The 22,995-nt window shown below is 38.9% G+C and carries 25 protein-coding genes; 7 read left to right on the forward strand and 18 right to left on the reverse strand.

Going from position 1 to position 22,995, the window contains the following annotated elements; genetic code table 11:
- Window positions 1-113 precede the first annotated feature (113 nt).
- Window positions 114-1,745, reverse strand: a complete 1,632-nt coding sequence (locus IHV11_RS12510) for a M4 family metallopeptidase (protein ID WP_197194834.1) — start codon at window positions 1,743-1,745, stop codon at window positions 114-116.
- A gap of 248 nt (window positions 1,746-1,993) precedes the next feature.
- Here IHV11_RS12510 and IHV11_RS12515 point away from each other — a divergent pair, with 248 nt between their 5' ends.
- Together IHV11_RS12515 and IHV11_RS12520 are read left to right on the forward strand one after the other, a co-directional pair.
- The gene (locus IHV11_RS12515) at window positions 1,994-2,431 is read left to right on the forward strand and encodes an ArsR/SmtB family transcription factor (protein WP_197194835.1); all 438 of its coding nucleotides are present in this window, start codon (window positions 1,994-1,996) and stop codon (window positions 2,429-2,431) included.
- Window positions 2,431-3,678, forward strand: coding sequence for an MFS transporter (locus IHV11_RS12520; protein WP_197194836.1), 1,248 nt, complete (start codon window positions 2,431-2,433; stop codon window positions 3,676-3,678). Before IHV11_RS12515 ends, IHV11_RS12520 begins: the two co-directional genes overlap by 1 nt.
- Before the next feature lie 17 nt (window positions 3,679-3,695).
- Here IHV11_RS12520 and IHV11_RS12525 read toward each other — a convergent pair whose 3' ends face one another.
- From IHV11_RS12525 to IHV11_RS12540, 4 genes are read right to left on the reverse strand one after another with little or no spacing between them, the layout of a single operon-like run.
- Window positions 3,696-4,385 carry an HAD family hydrolase gene (locus tag IHV11_RS12525; RefSeq protein WP_197194837.1) on the reverse strand — a complete coding sequence of 230 codons (690 nt, stop codon included), beginning with the start codon at window positions 4,383-4,385 and terminating at the stop codon, window positions 3,696-3,698.
- A 14-nt stretch (window positions 4,386-4,399) separates the two neighbouring features.
- On the reverse strand, window positions 4,400-4,963 hold the full coding sequence (locus tag IHV11_RS12530) for a GNAT family N-acetyltransferase (protein ID WP_197194838.1): 564 nt from the start codon (window positions 4,961-4,963) through the stop codon (window positions 4,400-4,402).
- 20 nt (window positions 4,964-4,983) lie between these two features.
- Window positions 4,984-5,850 (reverse strand): RNA polymerase sigma-70 factor, encoded by an 867-nt coding sequence (locus IHV11_RS12535; protein ID WP_197194839.1) that lies wholly within the window; start codon window positions 5,848-5,850, stop codon window positions 4,984-4,986.
- 3 nt (window positions 5,851-5,853) lie between these two features.
- Complete coding sequence (locus IHV11_RS12540) at window positions 5,854-7,143, reverse strand: phytoene desaturase family protein (protein ID WP_197194840.1); 1,290 nt, start codon at window positions 7,141-7,143, stop codon at window positions 5,854-5,856.
- 160 nt (window positions 7,144-7,303) lie between these two features.
- Here IHV11_RS12540 and IHV11_RS12545 point away from each other — a divergent pair, with 160 nt between their 5' ends.
- Entirely contained in the window at window positions 7,304-7,756 is a 453-nt protein-coding gene (locus tag IHV11_RS12545) for a universal stress protein (protein WP_197194841.1), read from the forward strand.
- 49 nt (window positions 7,757-7,805) lie between these two features.
- Here IHV11_RS12545 and IHV11_RS12550 read toward each other — a convergent pair whose 3' ends face one another.
- Window positions 7,806-8,510: a polysaccharide deacetylase family protein gene (locus tag IHV11_RS12550; RefSeq protein ID WP_197194842.1), complete on the reverse strand. Its 705-nt coding sequence runs from the start codon at window positions 8,508-8,510 to the stop codon at window positions 7,806-7,808.
- A gap of 33 nt (window positions 8,511-8,543) precedes the next feature.
- A complete protein-coding gene (locus IHV11_RS12555) occupies window positions 8,544-9,038 on the reverse strand; it encodes a DinB family protein (RefSeq protein WP_197194843.1) in 495 nt (164 codons plus the stop codon).
- A 261-nt stretch (window positions 9,039-9,299) separates the two neighbouring features.
- On the opposite strand from IHV11_RS12555, the gene IHV11_RS12560 reads away from it, so the two are divergent.
- Window positions 9,300-10,061: a class I SAM-dependent methyltransferase gene (locus IHV11_RS12560; protein WP_197194844.1), complete on the forward strand. Its 762-nt coding sequence runs from the start codon at window positions 9,300-9,302 to the stop codon at window positions 10,059-10,061.
- Window positions 10,062-10,264: 203 nt separating this feature from the next.
- Here IHV11_RS12560 and IHV11_RS12565 read toward each other — a convergent pair whose 3' ends face one another.
- The 9 genes from IHV11_RS12565 to IHV11_RS12605 form a co-directional block, all read right to left on the reverse strand.
- Window positions 10,265-10,906, reverse strand: a complete 642-nt coding sequence (locus tag IHV11_RS12565; protein ID WP_197194845.1) for a YrrS family protein — start codon at window positions 10,904-10,906, stop codon at window positions 10,265-10,267.
- A 193-nt stretch (window positions 10,907-11,099) separates the two neighbouring features.
- Window positions 11,100-11,549 carry a GNAT family N-acetyltransferase gene (locus IHV11_RS12570; RefSeq protein ID WP_197194846.1) on the reverse strand — a complete coding sequence of 150 codons (450 nt, stop codon included), beginning with the start codon at window positions 11,547-11,549 and terminating at the stop codon, window positions 11,100-11,102.
- A 135-nt stretch (window positions 11,550-11,684) separates the two neighbouring features.
- On the reverse strand, window positions 11,685-12,938 hold the full coding sequence (locus IHV11_RS12575) for an L-lactate MFS transporter (protein WP_197194847.1): 1,254 nt from the start codon (window positions 12,936-12,938) through the stop codon (window positions 11,685-11,687).
- A gap of 242 nt (window positions 12,939-13,180) precedes the next feature.
- Window positions 13,181-13,519, reverse strand: a complete 339-nt coding sequence (locus IHV11_RS12580; protein ID WP_197127161.1) for an RNA polymerase sigma factor — start codon at window positions 13,517-13,519, stop codon at window positions 13,181-13,183.
- A gap of 154 nt (window positions 13,520-13,673) precedes the next feature.
- Window positions 13,674-13,922, reverse strand: coding sequence for a phage holin family protein (locus tag IHV11_RS12585; protein WP_191752959.1), 249 nt, complete (start codon window positions 13,920-13,922; stop codon window positions 13,674-13,676).
- A 98-nt stretch (window positions 13,923-14,020) separates the two neighbouring features.
- Complete coding sequence (locus tag IHV11_RS12590) at window positions 14,021-15,085, reverse strand: NAD(P)H-dependent flavin oxidoreductase (protein ID WP_197194848.1); 1,065 nt, start codon at window positions 15,083-15,085, stop codon at window positions 14,021-14,023.
- A gap of 88 nt (window positions 15,086-15,173) precedes the next feature.
- A complete protein-coding gene (gene dctP, locus IHV11_RS12595) occupies window positions 15,174-16,445 on the reverse strand; it encodes a C4-dicarboxylate transporter DctP (RefSeq protein WP_197127158.1) in 1,272 nt (423 codons plus the stop codon).
- Between the two features lie 207 nt (window positions 16,446-16,652).
- Window positions 16,653-17,336 carry a response regulator gene (locus IHV11_RS12600; RefSeq protein WP_197127157.1) on the reverse strand — a complete coding sequence of 228 codons (684 nt, stop codon included), beginning with the start codon at window positions 17,334-17,336 and terminating at the stop codon, window positions 16,653-16,655.
- Complete coding sequence (locus tag IHV11_RS12605; RefSeq protein WP_197194849.1) at window positions 17,308-18,927, reverse strand: ATP-binding protein; 1,620 nt, start codon at window positions 18,925-18,927, stop codon at window positions 17,308-17,310. Before IHV11_RS12605 ends, IHV11_RS12600 begins: the two co-directional genes overlap by 29 nt.
- Window positions 18,928-19,021: 94 nt before the next feature.
- On the opposite strand from IHV11_RS12605, the gene IHV11_RS12610 reads away from it, so the two are divergent.
- Window positions 19,022-20,083 carry a DctP family TRAP transporter solute-binding subunit gene (locus IHV11_RS12610; protein WP_197195008.1) on the forward strand — a complete coding sequence of 354 codons (1,062 nt, stop codon included), beginning with the start codon at window positions 19,022-19,024 and terminating at the stop codon, window positions 20,081-20,083.
- 33 nt (window positions 20,084-20,116) lie between these two features.
- Here the strand turns inward: IHV11_RS12610 and IHV11_RS21510 are convergent, their stop codons facing one another.
- A complete protein-coding gene (locus tag IHV11_RS21510) occupies window positions 20,117-20,299 on the reverse strand; it encodes a cysteine-rich CWC family protein (protein WP_197194850.1) in 183 nt (60 codons plus the stop codon).
- Window positions 20,292-20,636, reverse strand: coding sequence for a winged helix-turn-helix transcriptional regulator (locus IHV11_RS12620; RefSeq protein WP_197194851.1), 345 nt, complete (start codon window positions 20,634-20,636; stop codon window positions 20,292-20,294). Before IHV11_RS12620 ends, IHV11_RS21510 begins: the two co-directional genes overlap by 8 nt.
- Before the next feature lie 116 nt (window positions 20,637-20,752).
- On the opposite strand from IHV11_RS12620, the gene IHV11_RS12625 reads away from it, so the two are divergent.
- Together IHV11_RS12625 and IHV11_RS12630 are read left to right on the forward strand one after the other, a co-directional pair.
- On the forward strand, window positions 20,753-21,295 hold the full coding sequence (locus IHV11_RS12625; RefSeq protein WP_197194852.1) for a GNAT family N-acetyltransferase: 543 nt from the start codon (window positions 20,753-20,755) through the stop codon (window positions 21,293-21,295).
- Window positions 21,296-21,507: 212 nt separating this feature from the next.
- Entirely contained in the window at window positions 21,508-22,686 is a 1,179-nt protein-coding gene (locus IHV11_RS12630) for an endonuclease (RefSeq protein ID WP_197195009.1), read from the forward strand.
- The last annotated feature ends 309 nt before the right edge of the window (window positions 22,687-22,995 follow it).

Consider the following 22,995-nt stretch of genomic DNA (forward strand, 5'->3'; position numbering starts at 1 on the left):
CACAAGTTTCGGCTCCCAATCCACGAGTCGGTAATCCTCAACATTCGATATTTTCCTCAAGTGTCTTCTTCAAAAAAGCTAGAACCACGAACATGGTTCTAGCTCATCAAAATTTATTGAATGCCTACTGCATTAAATGCTTGATTTACTGAAGTAACTGCTTGTGAAGATGCACCATATAAGTCTGTTGCAGACTGTACTGCCGCTGCTCTCGCTTGACTGAAATTTGATGATGACGTTAAGTACACCGTGTTCATACGGTAGAAGATCGCACCTAGTTTGTCCCGTCCGATTCCGGTTACTGACACGCCATAATGACTGCCACCCTCACTTAATAGATATGCTGCTTTATTGATGATACCACTGTTGATATGAACGCCACCATTGTCACCTGTTCCGGTATAACGAACAGAATAGTGGTCTGGATCTTGGTATTTCGCAGGGTCTGACATCGAGCGAAGTGCATCTCCCGCTACTCCAGGCGTGTATACATCTTCACCGATCTCAAAGTCAGGATTTTTACCGTTATAGTACTCAACTAATGTACCAAATATATCAGACATCGCTTCGTTCAGTGCACCTGACTCGTTTTGATAGACAAGGTCTGAACTTGTATCTGTTACTGCATGTGTCAATTCATGAGCAACTACATCAATCCCCCCAGAGAAGGCGATAAAGTTCGTGCCATCACCGTCGCCATATACCATTTGCGAACCGTTCCAGAAAGCATTATTGTAGTTTTTATTAAAGTGAACAGACGATTTAATCTGTGCTCCTCTATTATCATAAGAATTACGTCCATGTGTATTTTTATAGTAATCGTAAGTTAAACCGGCAAAGTAATGAGCATCAACAACTGCTTGATCGTATGAGCTGTCGAATACGTTATCCGTTCCATTGTATAGCGTTCCTGGCAAGAAGAACTCAGGAAGGAACGTACGGTTCTTCATATCATAAGTGAAGATTCCGTTTCCACGCGTGTTGTCTTGCATATAATACTTTCCGCTAGATAATGTGAGTTTAAGTGTTTTTGAATCACCTAGTACACCTTTTCCTGTTCCGGTCGTGTTCGTTCCTGTTACTTCGTGCATGTCGTTATAACGATTTAGGATTTCACCTGACTGTGCATCAATAAAATAGTTCCAGTTTCCAGGTTCAGGTGTTAAGTAGTTTAAGTTTACAAGATAAGCAAAGTGCGCTTTACCTTCTTTAATTAGCACGATCTTATCCGCTTTTGGCTCCTTCTCATATTGCGGTTTTAGACCAAGTGCAGCAGTTGCGATGCCTACCGCTTTTTTACCACTGATCTGCTTTGCGTTATTTAACTTTGATTGCTTGTCCATTTCTGGAGCAACTTCACCCGATATTACAGTTAGTTCACCGTTTTTATTAATGTGCGCCACTTGGGTATAACCCCAGATTGGAACACCGTTGTATTCTTGCTGAAGTCTTAGTACCGTATTTCCATTCGCTTCTTTTGTACTCTCTAAAATAGAGAAGGAATCTTCTGCTGTTGTATTTCCTAGTTTGAAGATCGATTTATGACTGTTCACATAATTGAATAGTACCTTTTGTGCAGAAGCTTTTGATTTAGAAGATAACTTACCTGCTAAAAAAGCTGGTGTCCCAGAATCACTGCTTACTTTTACCTTTACTTGCTCTGTGGCAGCCATTGCTGATGGTCCGAACGCACCTGCGATTAATGTTGCCGCAATCCCCATTGCAACCCACTTCTTCTTTGTCATTGTCACGCCTCCAATTTCCTTTTATTTACTTTGTTTGCAACATCATATCACCTCTCGAACTCTATTTATATGAATTTTCAGAAAGTTAATTAGTTGTTACTAGAGTAAAAAATAGGAAATAAAATCACAGTGTCTGATGGCATATTTTCTTTGTAGTTCTTTTTTACCTAAAATTTGTTAAATAAAAAGAAGGAGATGTTCTAAAAAAATAGAATGATTTATATTATTAGATTAAGGAGGCATAACAGATGACTAACTCACTTTCCATATCAGCTGATCAACAAAAATTAATTGCAAATGCAACTCGCATCCAAATTATCCATTTGTTAAAGAATGAGGAATTAACGGCTAAAGAAGTTGCAGTTAAACTGGGAAAAACAGCTGGTACGATTCATTACCACATCCAGCTTCTCTATAACGGCGGCATATTAGAACTTGTAAAAGAACAAAAGAAAGGCGGAATCATAGAAAAATACTACCGCTCTAAATCCACTCGTTTTGAATTAATTGACGAAGATAACACTAAACCCTCGTCTATTTCAACCAACCTTTTACTTGATGATGAAGAGAAGAAGCAGTTCCTACTAGAGTTAGAACAGCTTTTCGTTCGATGGGAAAGCCAAGTCACAAATGATAGCACTAAAAAAGAATATAAGGTCTATTGCACGTTTCAGGTGAATGCGTAATGAGGAAACTAAACAGCGAGTGGAAATTTCCCGCCCTATTGTTATCTGCGGTGGGTATTTCATATATTGGTGACTTTATCTACTTAGTTTCTTTAAATTTATTTATCTTTGCAAAAACGGAATCTGTTGCAGCAGTTGCTGGTTTATGGTTAATCGGCCCTCTAGCTGGAATCGTGACAAGCTTATGGTCTGGCAGCTTGATCGATCGATTAAATAAAAAATCAATCATGATGATCACTGATATTATGCGCGCGCTACTCGTTGCCTGTATCCCCTTCTTAACAGAATTGTGGATGATTTATACGATCTTGTTTGCCGTTAGCCTCTGTAGTTCATTCTTTAATCCAGCATCTTCAGCCTACACCGTTCAACTCGTACCGAAAGAACAAAGGCTGCGCTATAATTCAATTTCTTCTGTTCTAACGACTGGTGCACTTGTTATAGGACCAGCTATTGCTGGGGCACTCGTCCATTTTGGTTCATATAACTTTGCGATCTGGTGTAATGCTGGTTCATTTCTTTTATCAGCATGCATTCTTTCTTTTCTACCAAGTTTATATGATAAACAAGGGGTTTCTTCTTCCTATTCTAGCAAAATAAGATTAATGATAAATGACTGGAGGATAGTAGGTGATTTTTTAAAGAAACAACGATTATTCTTAACTACATACATCCTTTTTCAAATGATCATGACTTTAGCCATTGCATTAGATTCTCAAGAAGTGGTTTTTACACAAACTATTATTGGTCTTTCAGAAAGTCAATATAGTTTGCTTGTGAGTATAACTGGAATTGGCTATTTAACCGGATCTTTACTTCTCGCTGTAATGGCTAATAAATTTCCTGTTCCCTACCTTATTGGCTTTGCTTCCACGCTTTTTAGTTTAGGGTATGGAATTTATGCCTTCTCTCATTCATTCTTTTCCGCATGTATAGGTTTTATTATTCTAGGTTTCTTTTCATCATTTGCTAACACCGGATTCCAAACTTTTTTCCAACAAAGTATTCCGTCTAACAAAATGGGAAGAGTTGGAGCTATGTTAGGGTTTTTTCAAAGTATAAGTCTTATCGTTATCATCCTATTTGCTAGTTTCTTAAGTGAGTGGTTAAATGTTAAAGAAGTTGTCATCGGAATATCTCTATTCATCATCTGTTTTGCCGTAACACTTAATGTATTAATGTACTTTTATCACAATAAAAAAGAAAATTATCATAAAGATGCAAAACAAAAAGAGCTAGCACATTAATTAGTGCTAGCTTTAGATTAATAGATTGTAATTGATTTTATGCTCTCATGAAGCAGTAAGTCTTGTGGTTTTTTGAGTTTTGGATAACCTGTCGTTCTCTCACTGATCACTGTTGGCAAAAACCAAGTTGCTTGAAGTGCTGTCATTCCTGCTTCTGTAGCACCTCTTAATTCGTCAGATCCACCGTCACCAATAAATACTGATTCTTGCGGTATTACACCAAGCTTTTCACAAGCCAGTTGATAGATTTCTTTTTGCGGTTTCGCTACTCGTACCTCATAGGAGAAAATCACTTCATCAAAGTAGTCTGGCAGTTCAGTTGTTTCCCAGGCAACCACTTCTTCTGGAGCAGCATTTGAGATCAGACCGAGCTTCAGGCCATTAGATTTTAAAGTTTGAAGCAGTTCTATCACTTGAGGATCGATCTCTTGAAAAGGAATGCTCTTAGCTGACAATCTTTCTAGGTGAACGTACTCAATAGCTTCTACGTTTGGTGTAATCCCATGTGAATCTAAAATATCTCTTAACACACTCTGGTGATCTGGAAACGTTCCATTCATTCTAAGCTCTCTTCTTAGATCCCACTCTGCTTTAAAAATATCTTTATCTAATCCTAAAGGTTCGATAGAATACTTGGCTTTCTTATATCCATCTTTCCATTCCGTAATCAACGTTTCATACAGATCAAAGAAAACTGCTTTAACCAAGGTTTCTCCCCCTATTAAAAAATCTTTGCATATACACTAGTATCTCGAAGGCTTGTTGTTGAACCAATCTCCAATGAATCATTGCGTAGAATACCTTCCAATGTAAATCCTAACCGTTCAGGGATGGCTGCACTTTTCGTATTACGTGTGTCACAACGGATCTCAACCCTTCGTGCTTTAAGCTCCTTAACAGCAAAATCAGTAATTCCATTAACGGCTTCTGTCATATATCCTTTTCCTGCATAGCGAGTATCAATCCAATATCCAATCTCAAACTTTGGAATTTCCCAATTAATACGGTGTAATCCTGATGAAGCAATCAAGTTCCCGCTGTCCTTTAAAAATACGAGCAATCTTAAATCTTCCCTGCTTAAAAACTTCAAATGCGCTTCCCGAATATTAACTTCTACATCTTCCTCTGTTTGAACAAAATGGGCAAAAGGTAGCCAAGGCTTTAATTCATCTAGTGAAGCATGAATAGCTTCAAACATCGCTTTGCCATCTCCAGGCTTTGGCATACGAATTAGCAGTCGATCTGTTGTAAATTCAGTTGGGAAATTTATTAAAATTGGTTTCAAAGTGTACCTCCGAGTATCTGTTAGGTAATGTGAGTAAGTTTGTCAGGGTTTACTACCCAATATATCGTTTGTATTAAGTCATTCTTAATCTGTAAGGACAGAACACCATATACTTGTTGTTCCACATACAGTACAATGCCTGGTTCGCCGTTAACATTCGTATATTTGAATGAAAAGTCTTCCGTTGTTTTTGCCATGATTCCCATATAGAAGCGTGAGATCCGCTCTGCTCCAAGGATTGGAACGAGAGCAGCTTTTATTTTCCCTCCACCATCTGAAATGAGCTTTGCATCTACGGCAAGCAGATTTAATAGATTACTTACATTTCCTGAAACTACTGCTGCTACGAACTGTTCAGTTAGTGCGGAAGCTTTTGGAGGTGACATCGTAGAAGTAGTATGATTGCCTATCGCCTTTTTTGCACGGTGAAAAATTTGTCTGCAGTTTGAACTACTTTTTCCGACCATTTCTGAGATAAAACGATAATCATACTCTAGAACTTCACGAAGTAAAAATACAGCACGTTCCGTTTCTGATAGCTGCTCTAATAAAAGTAAATATGCGGTAGAAAGAGATTCTTTCATTACATATTGTAACGCTGGGTCTTCTTTATTCTCTGCTAATAAAGGCTCTGGAAGCCAGGGTCCTACATATGTTTCTCGTTGTTTACGAGCAGACCTAAGCAGATCCAAACAGCGATTCGTGACGATTTTACAAAGATAAGCTTTTGGGTTCTGAACAAGATCCATTTCTTGTTCACTCCAAGTAAAATACGCATCTTGCACGATATCTTCCGCATCTTGCACACTTCCTAGCATTCTATATGCTAATGAAAACAAGAGGGGTTTATATGTTGTAAATAGAAGCTCAGTTTGAACATCATTCATCCATTAAGCCTCCTTTCGCAAACGATTTAATCCTATATTTTGTTCAATAGCTTTTGCTGCTCTTTTAGCACTAGCAAATGCTGCGTCCACCAACATTTCTCCATGTCCTGCACCGTCTCCTGCAATGTAGAGTCCTGGTATTTCAGGTATACTCGGACCAAAATATTGAGTGTCTTTGATGCTGATCATATCTTGCACCACTATCATTCTTGGTAAAAACTGTTGAGCTACAAGTTCTTTTCTCCATTCCGGCTGCATGAGCTCAAGAATACTTTCAAGCTCTTTTCTATGACAATCTGGATTGCCCTCTTTATTAGTACCTAAATATTTTATTAATTGAATAACATTCTTCCCATCCTCGCTTAACGAGCACGCTCGAGAGTGATTAGAGAACAGAATATGCTGATCGATTCCTATCGCAAAATGATGATTTGATTTAGGGAGTCTTTTCAAAGCTACGTCTAGGCATGCAGCATATACGGGAGAAGCTTGCTGACTCCACTTTTCTAGTAATGTCCCTACTGCATTCTTCACCAGTTTCATTGATTGCTCTGGTCCTGTTGTTAGTAGGACATTTGAAACTTCGAATGTATCTCCATCTGAACAGAAGAGTTGATGTGTAATCCCATAATCAATAGAAGAAATCTTCTTGTTTGTATAAATGGTTACTCCAGCAGTCAAAGCCTTATTGCGAAGACTTTCAACGATGGATTGCCAACCATTGTTTACATAGAGGACTCCTTTCAGACCTAGTTGAACTTGTTGGATAGCTGCATTCGCTAATAGTTGATCGTAATCTATGCAATATGTTGATGTTCTGGTCAATGAGTAAAAGATGTTACGTACCATGGGATTTTTAATTTCTTTCTCAGCCCATTCTCGTAAACTCATATGAGGGATCGATGCAGCGTCAATCGTTTTAAGCTTTAACATCACTCTTACCAATTCCGTCTTGTTAGACCATGTTAAAAGTTTTGTTTTGAACATTGCACCTAATGATCCTGGCAGTTCAAAAAGTTTATCATTCCAGATCGCGTATCCATTGGTATCAGGAACTGCTCCAGAAACATTTACTTCTAACTCATTTAAAATCTCTTCAGCCGCTCCCCCTCTATATAATGCATGCCCACCTAAGTTGAATAGTGCTCCGTTTTTAGAGATGGTTTGTGCACGACCTCCTAATTGACTAGCTTTCTCAAGTACTAAGACAGACTTTCCTGCTTGTGCTAAATACACCGCAGACGTCAAACCGGCAATACCACCACCAACAATCGCCACATCAAATGTATTCATGTGTAATCACCACTTTCTGATTTTACAAACATGACGATTCTGGCTTTTGCTTTGTGACAGAAAATTGTATTTTGTTTACATAAAATATCAAGGGGTAATGTTTTTATAAGGTAACATGTTCATACGAGTTGCCAAATCTGCAAGAAAGGAGATCAACGTGATGTTATATACCAAGATTCTGGTTGCTTTTGATGGCTCTGAAGGAAGTTACACCGCTCTTCACAATGGTAATGAGATTGCACGGCATACAGGAGCTGAGTTAACGTTACTTTATGTGACCAATGAGCTGGTTCTGCCTTTGTATGGTGGCGTACACCCAGGCGGAGTAGCGAGTTCAACTGTAGAAGTAAGAAAAGCAGAAATTTTGGAGCAAAGTCATGGTGAAGAAATCCTAAACAGAGCGTTAGGACGTGTTGATCATCAAATAAAGACAACAACAGCCATTTTGCATGGTGACCCGACTACCACCATTTGTGGTTATGCGGATAGCCATAACATCGATCTCATCGTCATTGGTAATCGTGGCCATAGCGGATTTAAAAAACTTTTCTTAGGAAGCGTTAGTCAAAAGGTTGTTTCTAACGCGCACCAACCTGTACTTGTTTCTAAATAACAATTAATTTGTTTGAGGAGCGCCTCTTTAAAAGATGGGCTCCTCTATTTTATTGAATCATTTCAGACACCGTTTTAAACGTATATCCCTTTGCCTTTAAATCCTTGATGATACCTTTAACAGATTTCATCGATTCTGTGCGGCTGTCATACATAACGTGCAACAGAATTATCGAACCAGGCTGAATATTTCGACTCACATGCTTCACTATTTTGGTAGAATCAGATGCAACTTCTGGATATGTTTCTGGCTCTATGTCCCAAAGAATTGTCTTTCGATCGTGTTTATCTAAGTAATAAGGCAGCCCGATTAACTTTTTACCATACGGCGGGCGAAACTGAATATTTCCCTTATATCCTGCTTTGCGGATTAAATCATCCGTTCTTTCAATCTCACTTTTTATATAAGAAGGTGTTTTCAAAACCATTCGTTCATGAGAATAGGAATGATTTCCGAGCTCATGTCCTGCTGCAACTATTTCTTTTGCATCTTCCAAGTTCTCTTCTATCTCTCTGCCAGTTACAAAAAAAGTAGCTTTAACTTCCTCTTCTTTTAAAATCATTAAAATTTCATCAGTGTTATCTGTAGGGCCATCATCAAATGTAAGGGCAACTACTTTTTCAGTAGTATCTGCACTTGTTACTAAACCTCCGAAAAATTGAAAGTCCCTAGAACTGCTTAACTTTAAACCGCTGTATGCCAATCCTATTAATAGAATGATCGCAACGCTTACGTATATGACTATTTTCTTCATTTATTTCTCCTCATTTATGTATAGAGCGATTTGTTAGTCAGAATACCAATAACTCGTTAAATCTGTCGTAACCGAGCTGTAACCATTTTGACGCAGCATAGCTGTAATATTACCTCGATGATAGGCACCATGAGTCGTAATATGCATCACCATCTCAGAGATACTCGTTTCTCTTCTTCCTGCCCAAGGTGTATCTAGTATTAACATTTTGTCCAAATCATCATATCTATTAAGAAAGTCCTTATATTGTATCGTTAAAACATTGAACATCGTAATGATCTCCTCAATTCTCTTTGTATCAGACTCTACTTTTTCGATTTCGAGCGCTTCTGTCATACTCGTGCCTGAGACGATATGAAACCAAAGCTGGTCAACGATGTACATGTGTGAAACCACCTTAGAGATGGATGTAAAAACACTTTGCATTTCCTGGTGATATACCTCATCTCCGAGTTCTAATAAACGATTTAATATCTCCTTGTTCGCCCATATGTGATATTCGTACATTTTTATTGCGTGATGAGTCATATTGTCCTCTCCCTTTAATTCATTCTTCAGCCTTTTGCCTATTTTCGACAACACGATATGATTCCCTCTATTTGTGAAGTTTCAAGAGGAGTTGGAATTGTTTTGAAGAATTGAATACAGAAGATACAATTACTCTTGTTATAAGGAGAACATTATGAATTATTTTGAACACGAGATATAAAACTGCTACTTATCAAGGGGACCTCCAACAGAACCTTAAAGACTCATCATAATGAAACATAAATTTTTGGAGGTGCACGTATGAAACGTGATGTAGATTTTGAAATGTATATTAAAGAAGTTAACAAACCATTTTCAGGATGGGATTTTTCATATATAACTGAGTCTGGTCGAATGGCAAGTGGAATGCTTTCTTGGTCTTATGGAAGTATGGTGACCCCTCTTATCGGCAAAGTGCCATCGATGCTTGACATGGGCACTGGAGGTGGAGAACTTTTGTCCAAGCTTCAGCCATTTCCCGCAGTGGTTTGTGCAACAGAAGGATACCCTCCAAACGTCCCAATTGCAAAAGAACGTCTTGAACCTCTAGGTGTAAATGTATTTCAAATTGGTGACGACGATCTTCTTCCATTTGAAGATCATACGTTTGACCTTATCATTAATAAACACGAATCCTATTCTCCACTTGAAGTAAAACGCGTATTAACTGCGGACGGGATTTTTCTTACACAACAAGTTGGTGGTTCGGACTGTGCTGAAATTAATACAATGATCGGCTATCCAATTAATGAAGAATTTTCACATTGGAATTTGCGTTTTGCTGAACATGAATTACGTGAGAGTGGATTCGAAATACTAGAAGCAAAAGAAGAATTTCCTATTCAGCGCTTTTATGATATTGGCGCCCTGCTTTATTACCTAGATGCCATACCTTGGCAGGTGCCAGATTTTAAAATTGAAGATTCTGTGGAGAAGCTACATCACATTCATGAGATGATTCAAAATAATGGATACTTTGAAGTGAAACAGCATCGTTTTCTACTAAAAGCGAGGAAAAAGTAAGGAAATTTAAAAAGCTGGCCCGGCGATCGTTCAATTTGAACGCGCTGAGCCAGCTTTTCTTGAGAATGTTCTGGTGGATTGTTAGGAAGATAAAGATTTACTGTCCAGTTTTCTAAATTTACTGTCCACTTTTGATGTTTTACTGTCCACTTATCGCTTTTTACTGTCCACTTTCAACATTTTACTGTCCACTTGTTTTGAGACTACTTCTGAACACTCGTCACCATCCAGCCTTTTTCATCAACCCACTCGAGGTTAACGGTGTATTTTTCGTTCGGCTGTTTATTCGGACTTACTTCTGCGACTGATTTTTGAGGACTGCCACCGTTACCAATCTTCCACACCGTCATGTTTTCATCAAGTCCTGTGGCAAGACGAATCGCTTTCAATTTTTCATTCCAGTCCACGCTGCCTTCATCATAACTAGAAGTATGTGGTCCTGTTTGAGACGTACCGATCGGCTTATTTAGAACAGGTTTGTCACCGGAAGCTTGCTGTTTTTTCTTTTCTGCTTCAGCTTTTTTTGCTTTTTCTGCTTTTTTCTTTTTATCCGTTTCTTTTTCAGGATCTATTCCGATTTCTTCAGAAGGTTCTTGTTTTTTTGCTTTGTCCCCACTATTTGCTTCTTTATCTTCATCTTTTTCATAAGCACTTTCGTTGTCTGGCTGAAGTTTGACCACTTTATGTTTTGGTTCTTGATTTTTTTCTTTTGTAGCAGACTTCTCTTCACCGCCCATAAGCAGCGCATCTTTTGGTAAGAATAATAATGCTAAAAGAACAGCTCCTAATGCACTGAATAAAACCACATTTCTCTTATTTGACTTTTTGCGTTCTGACCTTCTCATCTATTTAATTCACTCCTTCGTATCAAACGTTCCCTTTTGTGATGAAACAAAACAAAAAGAACTCCATTAAAACATGGAGTTCAATAATTCTACAAAACTTTTATATACTCAACATTAATTATTCGAAAGCATTTATTAAAAATTTGAGGGTGGCATGAGATTTCAGAAGTATTTACCAACGTAGAACTATGTATTAATTTTCTAGAACAACAGCCATTTCTTTACCAAATCTGTCACCTTTATCCACAAATCCTAAGCTCGCATACAATTGGTGTGCACCCTTATTCTCCGGATGATATCCCACTACAATTCGTTTAGCATTCAACAATGTCTTCATTTCATCAATCATCAACTGTGTTGCGACCTTTCCAATTCCTTTTTGCTGATAATTTTTATCGATCATAATACGATAGACCCAATACCCATCTAATTCTTCTTCCATTGAGTTGAACATAAGAAAACCAACTGTTTTACCTTCGAAAAAGATAGCGTAAGGCTTTAAGCTTGGTTCAAATTTGGATTGTGCAATGGAAACTGCGTTAGGTTCAATATGACTCACTTGATTGTCTGCAACTTCTAAAAAGCAGCATTCGTACCAATTTTCTGCGTTTAATTCTGCGATTGTAACTTGTTTTTGTGTCATAGTATCTCCTTTGAATGTAAATTACATCTTTCGTTTACCATATTATAACATATGAATAATAGGCAGATTGCTCTCAAATTCACAATAATAAAAAACAGTGCCTTCCCGTTAATAAAGACACTGCATTACAGTAGATTATGCTACGGATTTTTCTTGTTTCTCAGCTAGTTTTTTCATATCAAAACGGACGAGTATGGACACAATGAGTGCAAGAATAAACAGTCCAGAAAAGAAAGTTAAGCTGTTCGCGTAAGATCCCGTTGTATCCTTGATCCATGCCGCGAATAACGGACCTGCAAGACCTGCTGCTGCCCATGCTGTTAAGATGTAACCATGAATCGCTCCAACTTGTTTTGTTCCGAAAAGGTCACCAATATATGCTGGAATTGATGCAAATCCTCCACCGTAACAAGTATAGATGACTGCGAGCATGACTTGAAAAAGAATCGATGATGAAGTTTGTGGCAGCATGAAGAAAAGAGCGATCTGCAAGACAAAGAATGTTGTATATGTATTAGGTCGCCCGATGTAGTCTGAAATGGATGCCCATCCGATTCGACCAAAACCGTTGAACAATCCTAGTACACCCACAAGTGCTGCAGCTTCTGCAGTAGTTAATCCAATACTTTCTTCAGCAAGAGGTTTAGCGGCAGAAAGTATTGCAATGCCACAAGTCACATTGATAAACAGCATGATCCACAGATAATAGAAGCGTCGTGTTTTTACCGCTTCGTTGGCTGTTAGTTGCGAGAGGTCTTGTTTGATTTTCACTTTACCACTTTCTACATTTTCTTTAAAACCAGCAGGAAGCCATCCTTCTTCTGGTTTTTCTAAATAAAGAGAGGACAAAGTCATAACAGCAAAATACGCAACCCCTAATATAAAGAACGTGTTAGCGATACCTGCCGATTTAATAAGTGCATCCATGATTGGTGAACTGATCGCTGCTGCAAAACCAAATCCCATAATAGCAAGTCCTGTTGCTAAGCCACGACGATCGGGAAACCATTTAATCAATGTAGATACAGGCGCGATATAACCTACCCCGAGTCCGATTCCACCAAGCACTCCATAAAAGATGTAGAGCAGAGTTAACGAACCTATATTGACTGCAATCCCTGAGCCTGCAATTCCAACACCAAAGAAAATGGCTGCAAGCAGACCCGCTTTCTTGGGACCATGTTTTTCAACAAAATGTCCTAAAAAAGCTGCCGACAGACCTAAGAATAGGATAGCGATACTGAATGTCATCTGTACTTGAGAAGCTGTCCAACCGAATTTTTCAATCAATGGATTTGTAAAGTTGCTCCAAGCATACACGGAGCCGATAGAAATATGAATCCCTACAGCTGATAGAGCAATGAGCCAACGATTTTTAGACTTTTTCATTCTTAATTCCCCCCTAAAAAGTTAATGAAGTTAAACATTCTTGAAACTTACCCTAATGTGAGACAAATAAAAAGACAACATTCAAAAGTACTTATTTTCTCAAATAAGTCTTTGTAGAATGTTGCCTAAAAGCTCTACATACTCGTGCAGAGCGTTCATTCATCATTAAAGTAGAATAGAAAAAGTACAGATCTTGTATTTTCTCCATTACTATTTATATTATTGTAAGCGTTTTTATAATATCAGATCGTCGCATTATGCGCAACATAATTTTTTGACTTTTTAGACAATAACCGAGTGATATGTACCTCCTCGCGATCAACACACTTTAATTTACATAATTTTATTAGATAACTTGAAATATATTTGTCTTTCACTTTAGTGTAATGGTTTGGATTTTCCCATAAGTCACGAAATACTTCGCACAGAATCTGTTCAGCTACTTGCTTATCACCTGTAATTCGGAGGGCAACTTGAAATAGTAGTGCGCTATATGAATCGACCATCTGTTTTAAAGCTTTTGTATCCTTTTGGAGCAATCGGCTTAAACCCTTACTCTCAAGGTCATGTCGTATGTTCATTATAGCAACACCCTCCTGTTTACTTCCTTTGATATTTTTCATTTCCCATAAGTTAAATATGTTAAACATTTAATACACGTTCAGTCAAATAATTATATAGCTTTTGTACAACAAAAAAACAGCGCTGTATTTTTAGCACTGTTATTGTTTACTCTTATTTTTTTAAGTTTTGCTCTAATGAATATTTTATACCTGCGACGGTTCCTATTCCTAAAAGTGCGTATTTTAACCCGATCAATGTAGCCTCTGGTGTAGCTCCACCAGCTTCCCAAAAAGCATAAAGAACACCTAAGACAACAGCAACAATGGGGATATACTTATTCGAAAACCGATCCGTATGACGAATTGCATATAAAATCACAGCTAAACCAACGTACGGCGCAAAATCGGTCATAAAATCCATGATTTTCACCCCAATCGATAAAATTTGTATAACTTATACAAATCTTATTATATTTCGGATGAAAAAAGACCATTTTCCTTAGCTGTTTAAGGAAAACTTCAATTCAATGAAGCTCTTTGGAGTGCTTCATCACATTGATCAACCAAATTCCCAACCAAATTCCTCGCAGATCTCACTTGCGCTAGACCTGATGCTTGCCCGGCCCACATCGACATCATCTCTTTATTTCCTTGCTTTGCTGCTTCTTTTCTAATATCAGATGTTAATATGTGCTGCAATGGATATGGAGGCAGATCATCTTCTATACGACTCTCCAATTCTACCATCATCTTATTCTTAAAACCTCTCGCACTTTTTCCAGAAAAAGCTTTCGTGATTTTCGTGTCTGTTTCGCTACTAGTTAGAATGGCTTCTTTATGAATATTGTTCGCTCCGCTCTCTTTAACTGTTAAAAATGCTGTACCCAGCTGAACGGCTGCGGCACCTAAAGCTAGTGCTGCCGCCATTCCTCTGCCGTCCATGATGCCTCCCGCTGCTACAACAGGACAGGAGACAGCATCTACCACTTGTGGAACGAGGGCCAATGTACCAATCATAGATTCATTTTCAACATTTAAGAACGTCCCTCTATGTCCACCTGCCTCAGCACCTTGTGCAACGATAATATCTACACCATTGGACTCAAGCTGAACCGCTTCTTTAACAGAAGTTGCTGTTGCGATAACTATGATTTCTGAAGCGTGTAATTTCTCTACTAATCTCTTAGTCGGTGCATCAAATGTAAAACTTACTATTTTTACACCTGCTTCTATCACTGTAGCGAGTTGTTTTTCAAATAGATCCTCCATGTCTGGAATGTTATTAATCTTAGGAATCCCAAGTTTTGTGCGGTAAGTATTCAAGTATTGCTGCATCGCTAGAATGGCATTCTCATCTCTTTCGTAAGTCTGGGGAAGAAATAAATTAACTGCAATTGGGGATTGTGTAAGTTGATGAATCTCTCGTAACGCAACTTCAATTTGTTGAGGAGTCATGTATCCTGCACCTAGTGTTCCTAATGCTCCCGCTTCACTTACTTCTGCTACTAATTCAGGTGTTGTCGGTCCACCTGCCATGCCTGCTTGTATAATAGGATAATTAATATTGAGCATGCTACAGATCATAAGTTAACTTCCTCCATTTCTTATCTTTTAAATAAGCATATCAAAAAGAAAGAGCTTTAGTCTGTTCCGACCAAAGCTCCTTCCAACGTTATACCGCAATTTTTCTATTTTCGTACATCGCCTGAATGGCCTCTTCACTTTTACCTTCATCAAACTCATTTTCACTTTTGGACACAACGATCGTTGCAATTCCGTTTCCGATTAAGTTCACAATGGCACGCGCTTCACTCATGAAGCGGTCAACTCCTAATAGCAGTGCTAGTCCTTCAACAGGAATAACTTGCATAGCTGTTAGCGTTGACGCAAGAACGATGAATCCGCCACCCGTAACGGCTGCTGCACCTTTTGACGTTAACATCAATACAGCGATGATCGTTAGCTGCTGCGTGATACTGAGATCGATGCCAAAAACTTGAGCTAAAAAGACGACTGCCATCGAGAGGTAGATGGACGTTCCATCTAAATTAAAGGAGTAGCCGGTTGGAATAACAAGACCTACAACAGACTTCGAGCATCCAAACTTCTCCATCTTGTTCATCATTCTTGGCAATACAGATTCTGAAGAGCTCGTTCCAAGTACAATTAAGAGTTCTTCTTTTATAAATTTCAAATACTTCCACAGACTAAATCCATACATCTTGCAGATCAAATTCAATACGATAAAAACGAAGAAGAACATTGTCGTGTAAACCGCAATCATTAACTTGCCGAGCGGTACGAGTGACTCTAGACCATAGTTTCCTATTGTAAACGCCATAGCACCGAACGCACCAAGTGGCGCAGCTTTCATGATATATCCGACAATCTTGAAAAAGACGTTGAGCAACTTTTCGAAGAACTCGATAATGATCTTCCCACTATTTCCGAGTGCTGTAAGTCCTACACCAAATAGAATGGAAAAGAATAGCACTTGCAGAATATCACCTTTAGCAAATGCATCGACCATGTTGCTTGGAACGATATGTGTAACGAACTCGATCCAATCAATCTTACCGCCTTCTTCAGACGTGTATTGTGAAACATCACCCTTTTCCAGCTTATCAAAGTCTAATCCCGCTCCAGGTTTTAACACGTTAACAACGATCAACCCAATAACGAGTGCGAGGGTCGTAACGATTTCAAAGTAAATGAAAGCTTTACCTCCCACCTTACCTACCTTCTTCATGTCACCCATTTTCGCGATGCCAAGTACGATCGTTAAGAAGATAATTGGCGCGATCACCATCTTGACGGCATTAATAAATGTATCTCCTACAGGTTTCATCTGTTTCCCGAAATCTGGCCAGAAGAGTCCTACTAGTACACCTACGGCGATAGCGGTTAAAACCTGAAACGTTAAGTTCTTAAATAACTTTTTCATTGTTCTTCTCCTTTCGAGTTTGAAAATGAACTTCTAAGAGTTAAATTATCTGGGGTCTGACCCGGGGTCAGACCCCAGACAATTTCCACACAATTTAAACAAGCCATAGAAAAAAGCGTTATCATTTGTAAAGGTAATGATAACGCTTTCAGTATTTTGTTAGAATATTAAGAACTTATTGGACGTTTTGGTCTTTTTGGTCTTGAACTATTTTTTAAGAAGATAACGATTCACTGGCCTTCCGACCGTACCGTACTGAATGTCCATTTGAATCGTGCCGCTCTTCACTAAATAATCGAGATATCTTCGTGCTGTCACTCGTGCGATTCCTATTCCTTCAGCTACCTCTTCTGCGGACTTGGCCTCTGTTTGTACTTTTATAAAGCTGCCGATCTGTTTTAGCGTAAGCTCGTTTAATCCTTTAGGAAGTTCCATCGTAGCAGGAACTTCGCGTATTTCAGAAAAGAAGAGGTTATCCAGATCTTTTTGTGTAGCGGTTCCTGATGGAGACATTGTAGAGTGATACGTTCTATATTTACTTAATGCTTTTTCAATGCGCTCAAAATTAAACGGTTTGATAATATAATCGAACGCACCGTTCTGCATCATAGAACGAATCGTCTCTAAGTCATTTGCGGCAGTGATAATCATTACATCTACCTGAATTTTTTCCGCTCGGATCTGTAGAAGTGTCTCGACACCATCCTGCTCTGGCATGTAGATATCAAGCACGACGAGATCTGGCTTATGTTTTTTTATCAGCTTCAGCCCTTCTGTTCCATTTGATGCCGTCTCAATTACCTTAAATGTCTTGACTTTTTCTATAAACGCTTTGTTGATTTCTAAGACCATCGGATCATCTTCAATCAATAGAACCTTTATCTCCCTCATCTTCTTCACCTCTATCATTCATCGGAAATACGATAACAAAACTTGTTCCCTGATTTGCGTGTGATGTTACTTCTATCTCTCCATTACCTTTTTCTACAATCTGACGAATTAGGTACAACCCAATTCCAGACCCGTTGTTTCCTTTTGTCGTATATCCTCTTTCAAACATGTGTTGCTGAACTTCCTGACTCATTCCACAACCGTTGTCTTCAACCAAAATAGCACATATTTCAGAATCCTGCGCGATGGAAACATCAATCCTGCCATCCCGCATTCCTTTTAGAGCATCATACGCGTTCTCTATCAAATTACCAATAATCGTAACAAAATCATGCTGATCAAGCTGATCGGGAAACGTTTTTAGTAAGCTTTCATTATCAATGACCACTTTTATTCCGAGCTCTTTACCACGTCCGACTTTGCTTAACAATAGACCTGCTAGACTCTCATTCTTAATCCTTTGATTTAAAAAACGAGTGAGTGATCCTTTTTCTTCTGATATTTGAAAAACATACTGCATCGCTTTTTTCATATTTCCTAACTGCAGAAGCCCTGCAATCGTATGAAGCTTGTTCATGTGTTCATGGTTCTGAACACGCAGCGCCTCCACAAATGCCTTTACACCTGTCAGTTCTTCCGCCATTTTCGCAACCTCTGTTCTATCTTGAAAAATAGCAACAGCTCCAACAATTTGATCCTTCACTTTAATCGGTACACGATTACTCATGATGACCTTTCCACTTACACGAATCTCTTGATTATAAACAGGACGACTTAGTTCTATAATTTCTGGCAGACGAGTATCTGGAATCACTTCACGAATCTGCCTTCCTACGACGTCTCCACTCACGGAGAATATACTTTTAGCTTTATCATTAAAGATCGTGATGTGTTCCTGATTATCAATGGCGATCACACCTTCATGCATGGAGTGGAACGTTGCTGTTCTTTCTTCGAACATTCGAACGATCTCGTGCGGTTCCAAATAGAACATCTGCTGTTTAAGATGACGAGCTAACAGATAGGAGCCGATCACACCAAACAAGAGAACTAAGAGTAAGATGAGAGTCATCTCATCCGTCAGATCGTGAAACACTTCATAATATCCTGGAATCACATGACCGACCACCACAACGCCGATCTGCTCCAACTCATCATTTTTTATAGGAACAAACGCCCTTACGGCTGTACCGATCTCTCCCTTAGCTTTTGAAATAAACGTATGGTCAGCAAACGCTGCACCTTCATCACTTCCTTTAGACACCGTACCAATCATATCTTTAACAGGATGGGAATGCCGGATATGATCCATGTCCATGACCACGACATAATCTGCTTCATTAATGACACGAATCTTTTCAACGACTGGTTCTATCTCGTTCCAGCCCTTATTTACTTGAATGTATTTCTTCACTTCTGGAAGCTGCGCTACCGTGCGTGAAGTAATCATTGCCCGCTTACCGAGCTCTTCTTCTTGGATATCGAGGATCTTACCAATTATGACGACTCCGCCGATAAGGATAGCATAGAGCACGATTCCCAACGTAAGTATCATTATTTTTGTTCGAATGGGTAATCGTTTTATCGTCATTTACTAGCATCCTCCTTTTCATTGTTCCTATTGTATCATTCCAACTTCAATATGTTAGACTATTTAAAAAAGTAACGGATTTGGGGAATTCATGATGAAATCGTTCATTGGGATCGCGCTGATACTAATCGTAGGTTTAGCAGTATCGATCTGGATTGGTTTTCATACAAAAATGTCAGAAGGAACACTTCCCTATGACGATGATCAAAAAGGAATAAAGGACCAGGTCGTCATCAAGTTCAGTCACGTGGTTGCAGAGAACACACCGAAAGGCCTCGCTGCACAGCGTTTTGCAAAACGGGTAAACGAGAAATCAGGTGGTCAGATAAAAATAGAAGTGATTCCAAACGGTGGACTCTATTCCGACCAAGAAGAACTCGAAGCTCTGCAGCGTGGTGATGTACAGATGATCGCACCAGCTACTACAAAACTAAGCTCTTTTTCACCAGAATGGCAAGTTCTTGATCTCCCCTATGCCATGCCTACTTCCGAAAGCATTATAAAGGCGTTAAACGGAAACATTGGGAACACGTTGCTTCAGTCACTAGAAGAGAAAAATATGAAAGGCCTAACGTTATGGATCAATGGTTTTAAACAGATTACAACAAACGACGGGCCAGTCGTTCACCCCGATGATCTAAGAGGGCAAAACTTGCGAATCATGCCTAGTACAGTGCTCCAGAATCAATTTGATGAAGTCGGAGCTAAAGCCGTTGGATTGGATTTTAACGATACGTACAGATTATTGGAATCTGGAGAATTGAACGGTGAGGAGAACACGATCTCTAATATTTATTCTAAAAAGTTCTTTGATGTACAAAGCCACCTTACGATAAGCAATCATGGATTTTTAGGTTATGCCGTAATCATGAATGGTGAGTATTGGAATAACCTTAGTAGCAAGCAACAGAACATTATATCTGAAGCTTTGAACGAATCCACTTCCTGGAACCAGACTCAATCCTTCGCGATGAACGAAGAACAGCTTGCATTGATTGAGAAAAACTCTTCAATTGATATTCATTATCTGACAAAAGAAGAAAAAAGAGAGTGGGCGAATCGTTGGGAGACTGTGTACCGAGATTTCAAAAGTGAGATTGGAGAAGATTTACTTTCCAAGATGTTAAAGTTAAGGGATTCATATAAAGACTTTTAACCTGTAAAAAACCTAGGTGCTGACCACTTATTTTCAGCACCTCTTCTTATTCCATTCATCCACACACGTTTGGCAAATACACGTTTCACGTTCTGATGCAGCAAATTCAAGAAGTTGAGTTGAAATCTGAACGTTCATACACCAACACGTTTCTGGGTTCTTTCCGTTTGAAATTGCACAGACATTATCTCCCTTACATAACGGGCACTCAGACATGAGCTTTCACCTTTATCTGCATCTCTTTTCCCCATTCTGCCAAAGATTTTAGTGATGGAATTAAAGCTTCTCCTGCCTCTGTTAATGAATATTCCACTCTAGGAGGTATTTCCATGAATTGCGTTCGCACGATCAGACCTTGTTTTTCCATCTCTTTTAAAGACTGAGATAAAACCATGTTTGTGATTCCATCTACCTGACGCTTCAATTCGTTATAACGAATTCTTTTATTTTTCCACAATGCCCATATGATAGGGAGTCTCCATTTACTACCGATTAGTGTTAGAGCAAAGGTTAACGGGCAATCTTCTTTTCTTTTATATTCTTCCTCACTCATTTTACGGCTCCTTTACTCAGTTTTTACTGACTTAGTAAGAAATTACTGCATACTTGTTTTCCATTTTCAATGTAATAAAATTATAGCGTAATGAACTACGTAGGGGAGTGATTAATATGGAATTAAAATACGAGATTATTCCTAATCATGAGATCGAGGTTTGCCGAGAACTCTGTAACGAGCTCATGAAGTATCAAAAATCAATAGCCAACATAAGTCCTGAATTATTTGACTCCATGAACTTTGAAACGCGCTTGATTCCGTCCGTACGTAAAGCAATGCATAACTATATCGTCGTAGTCAAAGATAAAAATGAACCTGTTGGATACGTATATGTTAACATTTCTCCGAAAGAGGTGTATCGCAACGATTTTGCCACCTTTTTTGATATGAATTCCGTTCAGAAAGAAGCCGTCGGTTGCCTTTCACAGTTTTATATTAAGGATGAGTACAGACAATATGGAGTGGGTTCTAAATTATTTAACATGTCTATGAACTGGCTTTCTCTTTTTGATGAAGTGGATGATTACTTTATCTACGTTTCCAATGGGAACGATGACGCATTATCCTTTTATCAACGTAAAGGATTTACAGTCAGTCATGAGATATTAGACGGTTTCATCTCGGTTCTACGCAGTAAGAAAGTAAGAAGTAATTAACTTCTTTTCATTTATTAGGTCCATATAACTGTTTTTCAACGCCTCTTTAGTTCCTCCCTTTGTAGCTAGTTTTCTCGTTTTACAAATCTGTAAAATGAAATTAATAAAAGTATTGTAGAATAAAACCTGTTTCACCAACATTTTGAAATATGTGAAACAACTAGAAATACAAAGTGCAAGGTGTAAAAATTAAATGGGTGGAGGCGTTGATGATGAAAAGGCATGAAAACAAAAAGTTTCTTTCGCTTTTCTCAGTAGTAATTGCGTTAGTGGTCAGCACGTTAGCATTTATACCAGCTCTTCAAGCGGCTGGAGATGGATCGTGGTCCAGTCCTTATTCAGTTTCTCAAAGTATCTCGAATCAGAACAATTCTGCAAAGACTGTTCAAGGTTATGTAGTAGGACAACCTACCGCAACAACAACCGTAGTAACAAGCAATTATCCAAATGATTATGCACTTGCTTTAGCAGACAGTCCCACTGAAACAAACACAGCTAATATGGTTTATGTTCAGATTCCAACATCTTACCGATCACAGTTTGGTCTAAAAACAAACCCTACTTTAAAAGGTCAATCCATTAAAGTAACAGGCAGTCTGGCGGCTTACTTCTCGCATGCTGGCCTAAAAAATCCAACAGCTATGGAGAAAGCATCTGGTACAACACCTACAGATCCGCCTACAGATCCTACTGACCCACCAACTTTTGATGAATCGTATTATGATCCTGCTCAAGGAAAAACTGGCGCAGCATTAAAGACGGCTCTTCACAATATTATCGACGATCATACTGAACTCTCTTATGATGCCGTATGGAACGCACTTAAAGTAACCGATCAAGATCCAAACAACAGCAACAATGTCATCCTTCTATATACCGGCCGTTCGCAGAGCAAAACCACTAACGGTGGGAACGTAAACGATTGGAACCGTGAGCACGTTTGGGCAAAATCACATGGAGACTTTGGAACAGCGATGGGTCCAGGTACAGATATCCATCACTTGCGTCCAACTGATGTAAGTGTTAACAGCTCTCGCGGAAACCTTGATTTTGATAATGGCGGCTCGCAGCATTCTGAGGCACTTGGCAACTATTACGACAGCGACTCATGGGAACCACGGGATGCAGTAAAAGGCGACGTTGCCCGCATGTTGTTTTACATGGCTGTTCGTTATGAAGGGGACAGCGGTGAACCACAACTAGAATTGAACAACAACGTTAATAATGGTACGGCTCCTTATCACGGTAAGATGTCTGTGTTGCTGCAATGGCACTTAGAGGATCCGGTTGATAACTGGGAGCGAAACCGAAACAACATCATCTATGAAGATTATCAGCATAATCGTAACCCGTTCATCGATCACCCAGAATGGGCTGAGGAAATTTGGTAGGAAATTGGCTGTGACGCCAATCCCTATATCGAAGGGCAGACTCCATTTTTAGAGTCTGCCCTTTGTTTCGTTATGTGATGGAGGAAGATGCAAGGTTTACGTTACGGTACGTGTTTTTATTTTTGTTACACTTTCACCGGTAAATGCTTTGTTTTCACCTGAGATTCACATGAATTAACCGCTAATGCCTCTACTTTCACCTGTAAGCAACCTCGTTCCACTTGTAAACGCCTCTTTTCCACCTCATGGGCCGTGTTCCACAGCAAATCCTTAAAATAACAAAGTAAAACTAGCTTAAAAGGGCAGAGT

This window comes from Fictibacillus sp. 26RED30, assembly GCF_015903845.1.
Classification (GTDB): domain Bacteria; phylum Bacillota; class Bacilli; order Bacillales; family Fictibacillaceae; genus Fictibacillus; species Fictibacillus phosphorivorans.